This window comes from Escherichia sp. E4930 (genome assembly GCF_005845405.1).
GTDB lineage: Bacteria > Pseudomonadota > Gammaproteobacteria > Enterobacterales > Enterobacteriaceae > Escherichia.
In genome coordinates, this window is record NZ_VCDZ01000016.1 from 96,533 (window position 1) to 112,874 (window position 16,342).

Sequence of the window (16,342 nt, forward strand, 5' to 3'; positions counted from 1 at the left end):
ACAGTCAACTGGCATGGACCCACAGGTATAGCAAATGAATTTAATCCAGCAACTGGCGGGAATTATCGAAGGGAATCTGAACAGCTCACTGTCAGTAAAAGTTCTTGCTGAACGTTCAGGCTATTCAGAACGCTGGTTGTACAAACTGTTTCAGGATGTAACGGGGATCAGTGTGGCGCAATACATACGTCGCAGAAAACTAACACTTGCCGCTTTACTTTTGCGTCATACCAGTCGCCGGATAACAGATATATCACTAATGTATGAGTTCAGTTCGCCCCAGGCTTTTTCCCGTGCTTTCAGGCAACAGTTCAAGGTGTCACCAGTACAGTATCGCAATGCGGATGCCTGGGATATGCAGTATGCCCAGCCCGTATTGTACAGAACCACACTGTGCACAAAATTCAGAATGATTGAGATAGCTGAGGGCAATCATCCTTCTGTTCCAAACCTTAAAATGCCTGTGAATCTGGGAATGGACTTTATCCATACCCAGAGCGGCGATCATTTTATTTATAACCGTAACCTTTTTGAGTCCATAATATCAATTTATGGTCCTGTTGATGAAATGTCTGATTTTATGATTTCAGGCGAAATGATACCCTCCAGAGAAACAGATTCTGAACTAATTTATACTTTTAAAGAAATAAACAGTTTTTCCCTACCAGAGACGCTTCTTCCTGATGGTTTATATGCCAGCCAGGAATTTACTGGGACATACAAAGAGATTTTTGATTTTCATATATATGATGCCATGGGGGCACTGTGTATTAATAAATGTGTTATAAAAAGAGGACCTATATATACACTATTTCACAGAACAGATAATAAAAATATTATGGATATGCAATTCCTCATTCCTTGCGTAAAAATTTAACTTCGCCAGACCCGATGAAAACGTCCTGGATTACTGGCTGTATACAGTACAGTATGATGAATGTTCCTGTGACCCAGATAATCCTGAATCAGACGGGTATCCAGTCCCTGATTAGCAAGAGCATAACCACAGGCATGACGCAACATGTGCGGATGAACCTTAATTCTCAGACCCGCACGCTGACTATATCGTGCGCAGAGTTTATAAATCCATTGTCTGGAAATTTTTTTTCCATGGCTTGACAGAAAAAGATAATCATCCTGACTACCCTTAGCGTATCTTTTTCTAATCAGGAACCAGCGTTGCAATAATTCTATTGTTTCTGGCTGTAATGGATGTGAAGTTGATAATCCATTTTTCAGTCGCCTAATAAAAACAATTTTTTCAGTCATATCAAGATCTCCCAGCCTAAGGTCTATCAATTCACTGACGCGAAGCCCATGAATGTAAGCTATTTGCAGTAGTGCTTTATCACGGATTTCATTTCGCGTACCCGTTATAGCATTAAAAAAAAGCGTCCATTCGCTGCTGGTGATGTATTTACGCATATTTCCTCCTGTCAGAGTTATACCTGAATTTTACACTATTAATTAAAAGGAAGACTTATCAGTTTCGGAAGTTGGCGTGTAAACGATCCCCAACGCCGTATTGACGTTATCTTGCCTGGCCTTCAAAGATAATAAGTGAACGTCCATATGACACGTAGGGTAAAAATCAGTTTACATCCAGGGCAACAACTCCTTCACGCAGTTACCTATATCGTAGTATTACTGCCGAAATAACAAATTACCCCACTAACAATGTTGGCGGGGATTCTGGTAATTATCTCTTTTTTATTCGATAATCTTTAAAAACGTTCAAAAAATTAACCACTAACTAATAATGATATTTTATTGGCTAATTTTTACGCAATAATAACGGCAGGTAAAAAAACACATTAAAATAACACTGAAAACCCCGAAATTATCATTGACATATTGTTCATCCTTTTGATTTTACTTTAAAAAATATAATGTAATTATTGTCAGGAACTAAACAAGATTAGGATTTTGTTATTTAAAACCCAGACCATTGAGCTTGCTTACTTTATCGATAAATCCTACTTTTTTATTGCGATCCAATCATTTTAAGGAGTTTGAAATGGATAAGAAGCAAGTAACGGATTTAAGGTCGGAACTACTCGATTCACGTTTTGGTACAAAATCTATTTCCACCATCGCTGAATCTAAACATTTTCCGCTGCATGAAATGCGTGATGATGTCGCATTTCAAATTATCAATGATGAATTATTTCTCGACGGTAATGCGCGTCAGAACCTGGCAACATTTTGCCAGACCTGGGACGACGAAAATGTCCATAAATTGATGGATCTGTCGATCAACAAAAACTGGATCGACAAAGAAGAATATCCGCAATCCGCAGCCATCGACCTGCGCTGTGTAAATATGGTTGCTGACCTGTGGCACGCGCCTGCACCGAAAAACGGCCAGGCCGTTGGCACCAACACCATTGGTTCTTCCGAGGCCTGTATGCTCGGTGGGATGGCGATGAAATGGCGTTGGCGCAAGCGTATGGAAGCCGCAGGTAAGCCGACCGATAAACCTAATCTGGTCTGCGGCCCGGTGCAAATCTGCTGGCATAAATTTGCCCGCTACTGGGATGTCGAGCTGCGTGAGATCCCTATGCGTCCCGGTCAGCTATTCATGGATCCGAAACGCATGATTGAGGCCTGCGACGAAAACACCATCGGCGTGGTGCCGACTTTCGGCGTGACCTATACCGGTAACTATGAATTCCCGCAACCGCTGCACGATGCACTGGATAAATTCCAGGCCGATACCGGTATCGACATCGACATGCACATTGACGCCGCCAGCGGTGGATTCCTTGCGCCGTTCGTGGCGCCGGATATTGTCTGGGACTTCCGCCTGCCGCGCGTGAAATCGATCAGTGCTTCAGGCCATAAATTCGGTCTGGCTCCGCTGGGCTGCGGCTGGGTTATCTGGCGTGACGAAGAAGCGCTGCCGAAAGAACTGGTATTCAACGTTGACTATCTCGGCGGTCAGATTGGTACTTTCGCCATCAACTTCTCCCGTCCGGCAGGTCAGGTGATTGCCCAGTACTATGAATTCCTGCGCCTCGGTCGTGAAGGCTATACCAAAGTACAGAACGCCTCTTACCAGGTTGCTGCTTACCTGGCGGATGAAATCGCCAAACTGGGGCCGTATGAGTTCATCTGTACGGGTCGCCCGGATGAAGGTATCCCGGCGGTGTGCTTCAAACTGAAAGACGGGGAAAATCCAGGATATACCCTGTATGACCTCTCTGAACGTCTGCGTCTGCGCGGCTGGCAGGTTCCGGCATTTACTCTCGGCGGTGAAGCCACCGACATCGTGGTAATGCGCATTATGTGCCGCCGTGGCTTCGAAATGGACTTCGCTGAACTGTTGCTGGAAGACTACAAAGCCTCCCTGAAATACCTCAGCGATCACCCGAAACTGCAGGGCATTGCCCAGCAGAACAGCTTTAAACATACCTGATAACGTTTAAGCGGTAACGGTGTCCCGAAACGAACCGTTTCGGGACAATTTCCGAAGTCTGTTCACTGGCATTAGCAACGGAAAAAATTGTTCTGAAGGCACTTCAGAGCAAAACAGGTGCGGTTCCACAGGACAACCGTTTTAGGGGGATAATATGGCTACATCAGTACAGACAGGTAAAGCTAAGCAGCTAACATTACTCGGGTTCTTCGCCATCACGGCGTCGATGGTAATGGCTGTTTATGAATACCCTACCTTCGCAACATCTGGCTTTTCATTGGTCTTCTTCCTGCTCTTAGGCGGGATTTTATGGTTTATTCCCGTTGGTCTTTGTGCTGCGGAAATGGCTACCGTGGACGGCTGGGAAGAAGGTGGTGTGTTCGCCTGGGTATCAAATACCCTGGGGCCGAAATGGGGATTCGCTGCAATCTCATTTGGCTATCTGCAAATCGCTATTGGCTTTATTCCAATGCTCTATTTCGTGTTAGGGGCGCTGTCCTACATTCTGAAATGGCCAGCACTGAATGAAGACCCGGTAACGAAAACTATCGCGGCGCTGATTATTCTTTGGGCGCTGGCATTAACTCAGTTTGGCGGAACTAAATATACTGCGCGAATTGCGAAAGTGGGTTTCTTCGCGGGTATTCTACTGCCTGCATTTATTTTGATTGCATTAGCAGCGATTTATCTGCACTCCGGAGCACCGGTTGCTATCGAAATGGATGCCAAAACCTTCTTCCCTGATTTCTCGAAAGTTGGCACTTTGGTTGTGTTTGTCGCCTTCATTTTGAGTTATATGGGGGTAGAAGCTTCCGCGACCCACGTCAATGAAATGAGCAACCCCGGGCGCGACTATCCGCTGGCAATGTTACTGCTGATGGTAGCAGCGATTTGCTTAAGTTCAGTAGGCGGTTTGTCCATTGCGATGGTGATTCCGGGTAATGAAATCAACTTGTCCGCAGGTGTAATGCAAACATTCACCGTGCTGATGTCTCATGTGGCACCGGAAATTGAGTGGACGGTTCGCGTTATCTCTGCCCTGCTGCTGCTGGGTGTTCTGGCGGAAATCGCCTCATGGATTGTTGGCCCTTCTCGTGGGATGTATGTCACCGCGCAGAAAAATCTACTGCCCGCCGCGTTCGCTAAAATGAACAAAAATGGTGTGCCGGTAACTCTGGTAATTTCCCAGCTGGTGATTACCTCTATCGCGTTGATCATCCTCACCAACACCGGTGGTGGTAACAACATGTCCTTCCTGATCGCACTGGCGCTGACGGTGGTGATTTATCTGTGTGCTTATTTCATGCTGTTTATTGGCTACATTGTGTTGGTTCTTAAACATCCTGACTTAAAACGCACATTTAATATCCCTGGTGGTAAAGGGGTGAAACTGGTCGTGGCTATTGTCGGTCTGCTGACTTCAATTATGGCGTTTATTGTTTCCTTCCTGCCGCCGGATAACATCCAGGGTGACTCTACCGATATGTATGTCGAATTACTGGTCGTTAGTTTCCTGGTGGTACTTGCCCTGCCCTTTATTCTCTATGCCATTCATGACCGTAAAGGCAAAGCGAATACAGGTGTTACACTGGAGCCAATTAACAGCCAGAACGCGCCGAAAGGTCACTTCTTCCTGCATCCACGTGCTCGTTCACCGCACTATATTGTGATGAACGATAAGAAACACTAACCGTGTCTGAGTGGTAATAACACAAGGGAGCGAAAATTAATCGCTCCCTTTTGCGTACTTATTGCCGTATTGACTTGCCCCAGATAAGTACGAGAATAAGCGCACATCTGTTTACCGGAAATAAGCATATATGGATATCTGCTCCCGAACTGTGAAATCCGCGATTAAAAGGCCAGCGGCACTGGTTGCACTGGCTCTTTTACTGTGTAGTTGTAAAAGCACGCCTCCAGATTCAATGACGACACCACCAGCAGGCTCAAAACCACCAGCGACCGCACAACAGTCGTCGCAACCTATGCGCGGTATCTGGTTGGCCACGGTGTCCCGCCTCGACTGGCCTCCCGTCTCCTCGGTTAACATCAGCAACCCCACCAGCCGGGTTCGCGTGCAACAGCAGGCGATGATCGACAAACTGGAAAACTTGCAACGACTGGGAATTAACACGGTCTTTTTCCAGGTGAAGCCCGACGGCACTGCCCTTTGGCCGTCGAAGATTTTACCGTGGTCCGATCTAATGACCGGCAAAATTGGTGAATATCCTGGTTACGATCCGCTGCAATTTATTCTCGACGAAGCCCATAAGCGTGGGATGAAAGTACACGCCTGGTTTAACCCCTACCGCGTGTCGGTTAATACGAAGCCCGGAACTATCAGGGAACTGAATAGCACCCTGTCTCAACAACCGGCCAGCGTCTATGTTCAACATCGCGACTGGATCAGGACGTCAGGTGACCGTTTTGTTCTCGACCCAGGGATCCCTGAAGTTCAGGACTGGATCACATCGATAGTTGCTGAAGTGGTTTCTCGTTATCCGGTAGATGGCGTGCAGTTTGACGACTATTTTTATACTGAATCACCGGATTCACGGCTTAACGATAACGAGACATACCGCAAATACGGTGGTGCATTTGCGTCAAAAGCTGACTGGCGGCGCAACAATACCCAGCAGTTAATTGCTAAGGTGTCGCACACCATTAAAAGTATTAAGCCGGAAGTCGAATTTGGTGTAAGCCCTGCGGGCGTCTGGCGCAATCGCTCACACGATCCGCTCGGTTCTGATACGCGCGGGGCCGCAGCTTATGATGAGTCCTACGCAGACACTCGTCGTTGGGTCGAACAAGGCTTACTGGATTATATAGCCCCGCAAATTTACTGGCCGTTCTCGCGTAGCGCAGCACGTTATGACGTACTGGCAAAATGGTGGGCAGATGTCGTCAAACCAACCAAAACCCGTCTTTATATTGGTATCGCCTTCTATAAAGTCGGCGAACCCTCAAAGATAGAACCAGACTGGATGGTTAACGGCGGCGTGCCAGAACTGAAAAAGCAGCTCGATCTTAACGACGCCGTGCCAGAAATTAGCGGCACGATTTTGTTCCGCGAAGACTATCTGAACAAGCCGCAAACTCAACAGGCAGTTAGCTATCTGCAAAGCCGTTGGGGAAGCTAAACGCCCTTTCTTACTTTATGACACTGCCGGTGCTTTAAACACCGGCTTGTCATCAACAAAACACTCTCAACGAATAATCAAATCAACTTAAGTCGAATTGTTATAATTCCCCTGATAAAAACGTATGAATATGAAAAACCATACGATATTAACCATCACCGAAAAATAATCACGATGGGCTATACTCTTCAGAAGACCAGTAACGTAGATTAAAACGGTCATAAGTCATTTATTTCGTTTCGGTATATCTTCATATTTCAGGAGAATATGGTGCCATAAACCTGTCCAAACGAGTTGCGTTTTTCGATTCCGTCTGCCTTTCCAGCCGTATAAGGGTATGAATTATGGAGATGTACTTTAAAAGAATGAAAGATGAGTGGACCGGATTAGTTGCCCAGGTCGACCCCCTCATTCGTAACAAAGCGGCAGAAATTGCCGTAACGCATGCTCATTACTTAAGTGTTGAGTTTTATCGAATTGTACGCACTGACCCGCATGCCGAAGAGTTTTTGAGTAACGAACAGGTTGAAAGGCAACTTAAAAGTGCGATGGAAACGTGGATTATCAATGTGCTCTCTGCACAAACGGACGATGTTGAAAGACTTATACAAATCCAACATACCGTAGCCGAAGTCCATGCTCGTATTGGCATTCCGGTAGAAATTGTCGAGATGGGTTTTCGCGTGCTGAAAAAAATCCTCTACCCGGTAATATTTTCCTCTGATTATTCACCTTCTGAAAAACTTCAGGTTTATCACTTTTCGATTAACAGTATCGACATAGCCATGGAAGTGATGACCAGAGCATTTACCTTTAGCGACAGTAGCGCGGCTAAAGAAGACGAGAACTATCGTATCTTCTCATTACTGGAAAACGCCGAAGAAGAAAAAGAACGCCAAATAGCCTCATTACTTTCATGGGAAATAGATATTATTTATAAAGTCCTGTTGGATTCTGATTTAGGCAGCAGCTTACCGTTAAGTCAGGCTGATTTTGGCCTGTGGTTTAACCATAAAGGTCGCCATTATTTTAGTGGCATTGCTGAAGTTGGTCATATCTCTCGCCTTATTCAGGATTTCGACGGGGTTTTTCATCAGACAATGCTCAATGCCAAAAATTTGAGTAACAAAAGTCTGCGCGTGAAGTTTTTATTACAGATACGAAATACCGTATCGCAAATTATCACCTTACTGCGTGAACTCTTTGAAGAAGTCTCGCGTCATGAAGTGGGTATGGATGTACTGACGAAATTACTTAACCGCCGTTTCTTGCCGACTATCTTTAAACGTGAAATTGCCCATGCCAATCGGGCCGGTACACCATTGTCTGTTCTGATCATCGATGTAGATAAATTCAAAGAGATCAACGATACATGGGGACATAACACAGGCGATGAGATTTTACGTAAGGTCTCACAGGCGTTTTACGACAACGTACGTAGCAGTGACTATGTTTTTCGCTACGGTGGCGATGAATTTATCATAGTGCTGACTGAAGCTTCAGAAAATGACACTTTGCGTACCGCAGAGCGGATCCGCAGCCGGGTGGAAAAAACCAAACTGAAAGCCGCAAATGGCGAAGACATCACCCTTTCTTTGTCCATTGGCGCTGCCATGTTTAATGGGCATCCTGATTATGAACGCTTAATTCAAATAGCCGATGAAGCTCTGTATATCGCGAAAAGACGAGGTAGAAACCGTGTTGAACTCTGGAAAGCCAGTCTTTAGATGCTCCCGGATGCAGAGGTAATCATGAAGCTAACCGATGCAGAAAATGCCGCCGACGGCATTTTTTTTTCCCGCCCTTGAGCAAAATATGATGGGCGCGGTGTTAATTAACGAAAATGACGAAGTGATGTTTTTTAATCCTGCGGCGGAGAAGCTCTGGGGCTATAAGCGCGAAGAGGTGATAGGCAATAACATTGATATGCTGATTCCCCATAATTTGCGCCCTGCGCATCCAGAATATATTCGCCATAACCGCGAAGGCGGTAAAGCGCGGGTCGAAGGTATGAGCCGGGAATTGCAGCTGGAGAAAAAAGACGGCAGTAAAATCTGGACCCGTTTCGCGCTATCCAAAGTCACTGCTGAAGGGAAAATTTATTACCTGGCGCTGGTACGTGATGCCAGCGTAGAAATGGCACAGAAAGAACAGACCCGGCAGTTAATTATTGCCGTTGACCATCTCGACCGCCCGGTCATTGTGCTGGACCCGGAACGCCATATCGTGCAGTGCAATCGCGCGTTTACTGAAATGTTTGGTTACTGCATCAGCGAAGCCAGCGGTATGCAGCCCGATACTTTGCTTAACATCCCTGAATACCCAGCAGATAATCGTATTCGCTTACAGCAACTGCTATGGAAAACAGCGCGTGATCAGGATGAATTTCTGTTGTTAACGCGCACGGGGGAAAAAATCTGGATTAAAGCCTCTATTAGCCCAGTTTATGATGTGCTGGCTAATCTGCAAAACCTGGTGATGACCTTCTCCGATATCACCGAAGAACGACAAATTCGTGAGCTTGAAGGCAATATCCTCGCCGCGATGTGTAGCAGCCCGCCATTTCATGAAATGGGCGAAATCATCTGCCGGAATATTGAATCCATTCTTCATGAATCCCATGTGTCGTTGTATGCATTGCGTAATGGTATGCCGGTGCATTGGGCGTCGTCCTCTCATGGGACGGAAGTAAAGAATGCGCAAAGCTGGTCAGTCACCATTCGCCAGCGGGATGGCGCACCTGCCGGGATTCTGAAAATCAAAACAGCGTCCGGGGCGGTAACCAGTGCGTTTATCGAACGAGTGGCGGATATCAGCCAGCATATGGCCGCCCTGGCGCTGGAACAGGAAAAAAGTCGCCAGCATATTGAGCAGCTCATTCAGTTTGATCCGATGACCGGTTTGCCAAACCGCAATAACCTACACAATTATCTCGATGACCTGGTAGAAAATGCCGTCTCTCCGGTGGTGTATCTTATTGGCATTGACCATATTCAGGATGTCATCGACAGCCTTGGCTATGCGTGGGCCGATCAGGCATTGCTGGAAGTGGTCAATCGCTTTCGCGAAAAGATCAAACCTGACCAGTATCTCTGTCGTATTGAAGGTACACAGTTTGTCCTCATCAGTCCGGAAAACGACGTCAGTAACATTACCCAAATAGCCGATGAACTTCGCAACGTCGTGAATAAACCGGTCATGATTGACGATAAACCATTCCCGCTAACCTTAAGCATTGGTATCAGTTACGACGTTGGTAAAAACCGGGACTACCTGCTTTCGACTGCCCACAATGCGATGGATTTTATTCGCAAAAACGGCGGTAACGGCTGGCAATTCTTTAGCCCGGTAATGAACGAAATGGTGAAAGAGCGTCTGATTCTTGGTGCGGCGCTGAAAGAAGCTATCAGCAACAACAAACTAAAACTGGTTTATCAGCCGCAGATCTTTGCGGAAACCGGTGAACTGTATGGTATCGAAGCCCTCGCTCGCTGGTATGACCCACAGCATGGTCATGTTCCCCCTTCACGATTTATCCCCCTTGCTGAAGAGATTGGCGAAATCGAAAACATTGGTCGCTGGGTTATTGCTGAAGCCTGCCGCCAGCTAGCAGAATGGCGTAGCCAGAATATTCATATCCCGGCGCTTTCCGTTAACTTGTCTGCGCTGCACTTTCGTAGCAATCAGCTACCCAATCAGGTGTCTGATGCAATGCAAGCCTGGGGTATTGACGGCCACCAGCTGACGGTGGAAATCACGGAAAGCATGATGATGGAACACGATACCGAAATCTTTAAGCGCATTCAGATCCTGCGTGATATGGGCGTAGGTTTATCTGTCGATGATTTCGGCACTGGATTTTCTGGTTTATCCCGTTTAGTCAGTCTTCCGGTAACGGAAATCAAAATCGACAAAAGCTTTGTCGATCGTTGTCTGACCGAAAAACGCATCCGTGCCTTACTTGAAGCCATTACCAGCATTGGGCAAAGCCTCAATTTAACCGTCGTGGCGGAAGGCGTCGAAACCAAAGAACAATTTGAGATGCTACGCAAGATCCACTGTCGCGTTATTCAGGGCTATTTATTCTCACGTCCTTTGCCCGCCGAAGAGATCTCTGTCTGGATGTCTACTGCGCTACCGCTTCAAATCGACGCTTAGTACATCTTGCCCGTGCAGACGGGCAAGATTTCATGTATTCACATTCAGCCATTCACCCGACGCTATATTAAAATCGATACTGAATACCCGCGCCAATAATATAATTATAGTTTTGCATCCCTGGCGAATCTTTCTCTTTTACACTTTCGCCATTTTCTTTATGATAAATTATAGTATTCCCAATATCATTAGAAAATCTACTCCATGACATTTCTGTGAAAATACGCGCCTGTGAATTAATGTTATATCCCACATTAATAAGACCTGAATAATATTTTTGGTTGGATACTTCATCTTTAAATGTAATGTTGCGCAAATAATGCTGATCCGTACCTTTCCCTTCTCCCCAGGCGCTATATTTAAATTGAGCAATGATATCAAAATCATGATAGATATATTTACCAGAGAGACCTAAATAGGGAGCACTGAATTTTTGTTGGTAGCCAATAACTCTTTCGTTATGAGGAATGTCTCCAGTGTCGGCGCCATTATCATAACTATAGTAACCTCCTTTCGCGATCCAACTGAAACGCGTCTCCTGATAGCCTAACATGGCGCCAAGTTGGTAGTTTTGCTCCTTTAAAAACCAACCTGTCATATTGAGATCAAACTGATTTGCAAAATTCAACCGCGTTGCCGGGTGATGTGACCAATCGCTCCAGTGGTGCTGCCCCGGCTCCAGCCAGTCATAATCATCCATCAGCGTGCCGGCAGGCGCAATCGTCGTCCAGCCTTTAGCATTAAGCGTCAGCCATGAGATTGCATCCCAGGTTACCCCCATTTTAGCAATGGGGGTATTTTGGATTTTCCAGTCCAGTTGGCTAAGTTTGCCACCATTGCTATAAACAAACTCACCTGACTCACCATTCAGAAATGAAAGAGAAGCATCAACAAAAACATTGTCAGATAAGAAATTAAATTCTGAAGACGCACTTGCATACTGACTTAGGGAAATTAAAGTAATGGCAAAAGAGACCTTTTTCATCAACATAGTTTCATCCTTATTAAACAATGTTAATTAGCTCATTAATTAAATTTAATTAATTCAGGTTAATTAAATCAACTGAATCTTACAATGCCATAAATATTTCTTACCATCAAACAGAGAACATAAATAAACAAAGTTTTACTGTTATTCTTAACGAAACAGGAGTTTACAACCTGATGCAATAATGATTGTTCGAGAACAGGCAGGAATAACGAAAAAAATGAAGATGCAGTTTAAATGCGAGGTTTCATTGGGATAAGCAGAAAATATCTGTGTAAATGCTTGCCGGATGACAACATCATCCGGCGAGTACTTATGCTTTCAACTGATAATCCAACGTAATTTCCGCTTTCAGTACCTGAGAAACCGGGCATCCTGCTTTTGCTTTCTGGATGATGCCGTCAAAAGTGGACGCATCAATACCCGGCACGGCAACTTCGCTCTTCAGTGCGATTTTAGTAATCGCAAAACCAGCATCCACTTTATCCAGCGACACATCGGCGGTGGTATCAATCGATGTTGGCGTGAATCCCGCTTCCCCCAGCATTAATGAAAGCGCCATTGAGAAACATGCGGCATGCGCTGCGCCAATCAGTTCTTCAGGGTTAGTTCCTTTTTCGCCTTCAAAACGCGTGTTAAACCCATACGGCTGTTGGTTCAGCACGCCGCTCTCGGTGGATACTGTTCCCTTCCCGCGTTTGATATCGCCTTCCCAGTGTGCCTGACCTTTCTTATGGATTGTCATTGTTGCTCTCCTGTGGGCTTAAAAAGGAAATTATAGACTACGTGAGAAACAGTACGAGGATAAGCAGGATATTCCGAATAAAATCCGGCGAAAATATTACTTCTGCACTTAAATTAAATTCCCACAATAGATAGCCGGAAATATATAACTCAAGAGATATTGCCTCAATATCAATCAACTCATCACAATAATAATAACTATCAATATCATGGGGTTAAAATATAAAAATCATCAACCAGGACTAATCTTAACAACGAAGCGGTAAATATTTGTCATGCTGAATGTGCTTTATAAATCTGTAATCCGTAGCAGACACCATAAATACACAGACACGGAGAATCACTATGTTTACTTATTATCAGGCAAAAAATTCAACAGCAGAACCCGCTCTGGTTAATGCCATTGAGCAAGGCCTTCGGGCAGAGCACGGTGTTGTCACTGAAGATGACATTCTCATGGAGCTGACCAAATGGGTCGAAGCCTCTGATAACGACATCCTCAGTGACATCTACCAGCAAACGATAAATTATGTGATCAGCGGCCAGCACCCTACGCTTTAAGCTGCTATGCTTGATCGGCAACCTAATTTAGGGGTTTAGCACGTGTTTCTTCGCTACGGCGATGTTGTCCTTAAAACTAGCTACAGGATTGAGGAGTACAAATGAAATCGAACCGTCAGGCACGTCATATTCTTGGACTGGATCATAAAATTTCTAACCAGCGCAAAATAGTTACCGAAGGTGACAAATCCAGCGTGGTAAATACCCCAACCGGCAGAAAACGCCCCGCTGAAAAGTAATTCATAACCATCAGTCCTCAATGACGATTAAACACCATTGCCTGCGCAATGGTGTTTTTGTTTTTATCTGCTTTATACTTGGGGCCGACGCCCTGGCGGTAAAGCAAAGAAGATAAAAGCACCCCAGGGATGGATATTCAAAAAAGAGTGAGTGACATGGAACCAAAAACAAAAAAACAGCGTTCGCTTTATATTCCTTACGCTGGCCCTGTACTGCTGGAATTTCCGTTGTTGAATAAAGGCAGCGCCTTCAGCATGGAAGAACGCCGTAACTTCAACCTGCTGGGGTTACTGCCGGAAGTGGTCGAAACCATCGAAGAACAAGCGGAACGTGCGTGGATCCAGTATCAGGGATTCAAAACCGAAATCGACAAGCACATCTACCTGCGTAATATCCAGGACACCAACGAAACCCTCTTCTACCGTCTGGTAAACAATCATCTTGATGAGATGATGCCTGTTATTTATACCCCAACCGTCGGCGCAGCTGTGAGCGTTTTTCTGAGATCTACCGCCGTTCGCGCGGCGTGTTTATCTCTTACCAGAACCGCCACAATATGGACGATATTCTGCAAAACGTGCCGAACCATAATATCAAAGTGATTGTGGTGACCGATGGCGAACGTATTCTGGGCCTCGGCGACCAGGGTATTGGCGGGATGGGCATTCCGATCGGTAAACTGTCGCTCTATACCGCCTGTGGCGGTATCAGCCCGGCGTATACGCTCCCGGTGGTGTTGGACGTTGGGACTAACAACCAGCAACTGCTTAACGATCCGCTGTATATGGGCTGGCGTAACCCGCGTATTACAGACGACGAATACTATGAATTTGTTGACGAGTTTATCCAGGCAGTGAAACAACGCTGGCCGGACGTGCTGTTACAGTTTGAAGACTTCGCGCAAAAAAATGCGATGCCACTGCTTAACCGCTATCGCAATGAAATTTGTTCCTTTAATGATGATATTCAGGGAACCGCGGCGGTAACGGTAGGCACACTGATCGCAGCAAGTCGCGCGGCAGGCGGTCAGTTAAGCGAGAAAAAAATCGTCTTCCTTGGCGCAGGTTCCGCAGGATGCGGCATTGCCGAAATGATCATCGCCCAGACCCAGCGCGAAGGATTAAGCGAGGAAGCGGCGCGGCAGAAAGTCTTTATGGTCGATCGCTTTGGCCTGCTGACCGACAAGATGCCGAACTTGCTGCCTTTCCAGACCAAACTGGTGCAGAAGCGCGAAAACCTCAGTGACTGGGATACCGACAGCGATGTGCTGTCACTGCTGGATGTGGTGCGCAATGTCAAACCGGATATTCTGATTGGTGTCTCCGGACAGGCCGGGCTTTTCACCGAAGAAATCATCCGTGAGATGCACAAACACTGTCCGCGTCCGATCGTGATGCCGCTGTCTAACCCGACCTCACGCGTGGAAGCCACACCGCAGGACATTATCGCCTGGACCGAAGGTAACGCGCTGGTCGCCACTGGCAGTCCGTTTAACCCAGTGGTATGGAAAGATAAAATCTACCCTATCGCCCAGTGTAACAACGCCTTTATTTTCCCGGGCATCGGGCTGGGCGTTATTGCTTCCGGCGCGTCACGTATCACCGATGAGATGCTGATGTCGGCAAGTGAAACGCTTGCTCAGTATTCGCCGCTGGTCCTGAACGGCGAAGGTCTGGTACTACCGGAACTGAAAGATATTCAGAAAGTCTCCCGCGCAATTGCGTTTGCGGTTGGCAAAATGGCGCAGCAGCAAGGCGTGGCGGTGAAAACGTCTGCCGAAGCTTTGCAACAGGCCATTGATGATAATTTCTGGCAAGCCGAATACCGCGACTACCGCCGTACCTCCATCTAAGCCTGCGCCCGGTAGTGAAGGCTACCGGGCAATTTTTCTCTCCCTTTTTCAGATCTCATCCATACTGGGTAGTGGCGAATAAATCTCATTTGCCTCACCTGCTATGCAGAACATCATCCGAAAAGGAGGAACTATGAAGGCTGCGGTTGTTACGAAGGATCATCATGTTGACGTTACGGATAAAACACTGCGCTCACTGAAACATGGCGAAGCCCTGCTGAAAATGGAGTGTTGTGGTGTATGTCATACCGATCTTCATGTTAAGAATGGCGATTTTGGTGATAAGACCGGTGTGATTTTGGGTCATGAAGGTATTGGTGTGGTGACAGAAGTTGGCCCCGGTGTCACCTCATTAAAACCAGGCGATCGTGCCAGCGTGGCGTGGTTCTACGAAGGATGCGGTCATTGCGAATACTGTAACAGCGGTAACGAAACTCTCTGTCGTTCGGTAAAAAATGCCGGATACAGCGTTGATGGCGGGATGGCTGAAGAGTGCATCGTGGTGGCGGATTACGCGGTAAAAGTGCCAGATGGCCTGGACTCGGCGGCCGCCAGCAGTATTACCTGCGCGGGCGTCACCACCTACAAAGCCGTTAAACTGTCAAAAATTCGTCCAGGACAGTGGATTGCTATCTACGGTCTTGGCGGTCTGGGTAACCTCGCCCTGCAATACGCGAAGAATGTCTTTAACGCCAAAGTGATCGCCATTGATGTCAATGATGAGCAGTTAAAACTGGCAACCGAAATGGGCGCTGATTTAGCGATTAACTCACGCACTGAAGACGCCGCCAAAATTGTGCAGGAAAAAACCGGTGGCGCTCACGCCGCGGTGGTGACAGCGGTGGCTAAAGCTGCGTTTAACTCGGCAGTTGATGCTGTCCGTGCAGGTGGGCGTGTTGTGGCTGTCGGTCTGCCGCCGGAGTCTATGAGCCTGGATATCCCACGCCTTGTGCTGGATGGTATTGAAGTGGTCGGTTCGCTGGTCGGCACGCGCCAGGATCTAACCGAAGCCTTTCAGTTTGCCGCCGAAGGCAAAGTGGTGCCGAAAGTCGCCCTGCGTCCGTTAGCGGACATCAACACCATCTTTACCGAGATGGAAGAAGGCAAAATCCGTGGCCGTATGGTGATTGATTTCCGTCGCTAAGAGGCCTTTGCTGCGACTGCCATATTCGGGTCGCAGCCTGTTTTGCGAGACGCTTTCCGCAATTTCACTCTTCTTCTTTTCCTCCCCCATCTTTCCC

Annotated in this window: 11 protein-coding genes and 2 pseudogenes; 10 read left to right on the forward strand and 3 right to left on the reverse strand. The window is 46.6% G+C overall.

Annotation, left to right across the window (positions count from 1 at the left end):
• Positions 1–34 precede the first annotated feature (34 nt).
• A complete protein-coding gene (locus tag FFT88_RS17915) occupies positions 35–877 on the forward strand; it encodes a helix-turn-helix transcriptional regulator (RefSeq protein ID WP_135405910.1) in 843 nt (280 codons plus the stop codon).
• On the opposite strand, the gene FFT88_RS17920 is transcribed toward FFT88_RS17915, so the two are convergent.
• Complete coding sequence (locus FFT88_RS17920) at positions 874–1,425, reverse strand: tyrosine-type recombinase/integrase (protein ID WP_135405911.1); 552 nt, start codon at positions 1,423–1,425, stop codon at positions 874–876. The two genes, FFT88_RS17915 and FFT88_RS17920, sit on opposite strands and share 4 nt — an antisense overlap.
• 592 nt (positions 1,426–2,017) lie before the next feature.
• On the opposite strand from FFT88_RS17920, the gene FFT88_RS17925 reads away from it, so the two are divergent.
• From FFT88_RS17925 to dosP, 5 genes and pseudogenes are all read left to right on the forward strand, one after another.
• Positions 2,018–3,418: a glutamate decarboxylase gene (locus FFT88_RS17925; RefSeq protein ID WP_135405912.1), complete on the forward strand. Its 1,401-nt coding sequence runs from the start codon at positions 2,018–2,020 to the stop codon at positions 3,416–3,418.
• A gap of 154 nt (positions 3,419–3,572) precedes the next feature.
• The gene (gadC, locus tag FFT88_RS17930) at positions 3,573–5,108 is read left to right on the forward strand and encodes an acid resistance gamma-aminobutyrate antiporter GadC (protein WP_130259039.1); all 1,536 of its coding nucleotides are present in this window, start codon (positions 3,573–3,575) and stop codon (positions 5,106–5,108) included.
• Positions 5,109–5,238: 130 nt separating this feature from the next.
• A complete protein-coding gene (locus FFT88_RS17935) occupies positions 5,239–6,558 on the forward strand; it encodes a glycoside hydrolase family 10 protein (protein ID WP_130224876.1) in 1,320 nt (439 codons plus the stop codon).
• Between the two features lie 344 nt (positions 6,559–6,902).
• Complete coding sequence (gene dosC / locus FFT88_RS17940; RefSeq protein ID WP_130210475.1) at positions 6,903–8,285, forward strand: diguanylate cyclase DosC; 1,383 nt, start codon at positions 6,903–6,905, stop codon at positions 8,283–8,285.
• A 24-nt stretch (positions 8,286–8,309) separates the two neighbouring features.
• A pseudogene (dosP, locus tag FFT88_RS17945) lies at positions 8,310–10,716 on the forward strand (oxygen-sensing cyclic-di-GMP phosphodiesterase DosP).
• Positions 10,717–10,783: 67 nt separating this feature from the next.
• Here the strand turns inward: dosP and FFT88_RS17950 are convergent.
• Entirely contained in the window at positions 10,784–11,707 is a 924-nt protein-coding gene (locus FFT88_RS17950; protein WP_135405913.1) for an omptin family outer membrane protease, read from the reverse strand.
• Between the two features lie 310 nt (positions 11,708–12,017).
• Positions 12,018–12,449: a peroxiredoxin OsmC gene (gene osmC, locus FFT88_RS17955; protein WP_000152304.1), complete on the reverse strand. Its 432-nt coding sequence runs from the start codon at positions 12,447–12,449 to the stop codon at positions 12,018–12,020.
• A gap of 344 nt (positions 12,450–12,793) precedes the next feature.
• Here osmC and bdm point away from each other — a divergent pair, with 344 nt between their 5' ends.
• From bdm to adhP, 4 genes and pseudogenes are all read left to right on the forward strand, one after another.
• Positions 12,794–13,009 carry a biofilm-dependent modulation protein gene (bdm, locus tag FFT88_RS17960; RefSeq protein WP_130217566.1) on the forward strand — a complete coding sequence of 72 codons (216 nt, stop codon included), beginning with the start codon at positions 12,794–12,796 and terminating at the stop codon, positions 13,007–13,009.
• A gap of 101 nt (positions 13,010–13,110) precedes the next feature.
• Positions 13,111–13,248 carry a stationary-phase-induced ribosome-associated protein gene (gene sra / locus FFT88_RS17965; RefSeq protein ID WP_000841557.1) on the forward strand — a complete coding sequence of 46 codons (138 nt, stop codon included), beginning with the start codon at positions 13,111–13,113 and terminating at the stop codon, positions 13,246–13,248.
• A 156-nt stretch (positions 13,249–13,404) separates the two neighbouring features.
• A pseudogene (maeA, locus tag FFT88_RS17970) lies at positions 13,405–15,101 on the forward strand (malate dehydrogenase).
• A gap of 133 nt (positions 15,102–15,234) precedes the next feature.
• On the forward strand, positions 15,235–16,245 hold the full coding sequence (gene adhP, locus FFT88_RS17975) for an alcohol dehydrogenase AdhP (protein WP_135405914.1): 1,011 nt from the start codon (positions 15,235–15,237) through the stop codon (positions 16,243–16,245).
• Positions 16,246–16,342: the final 97 nt, after the last annotated feature.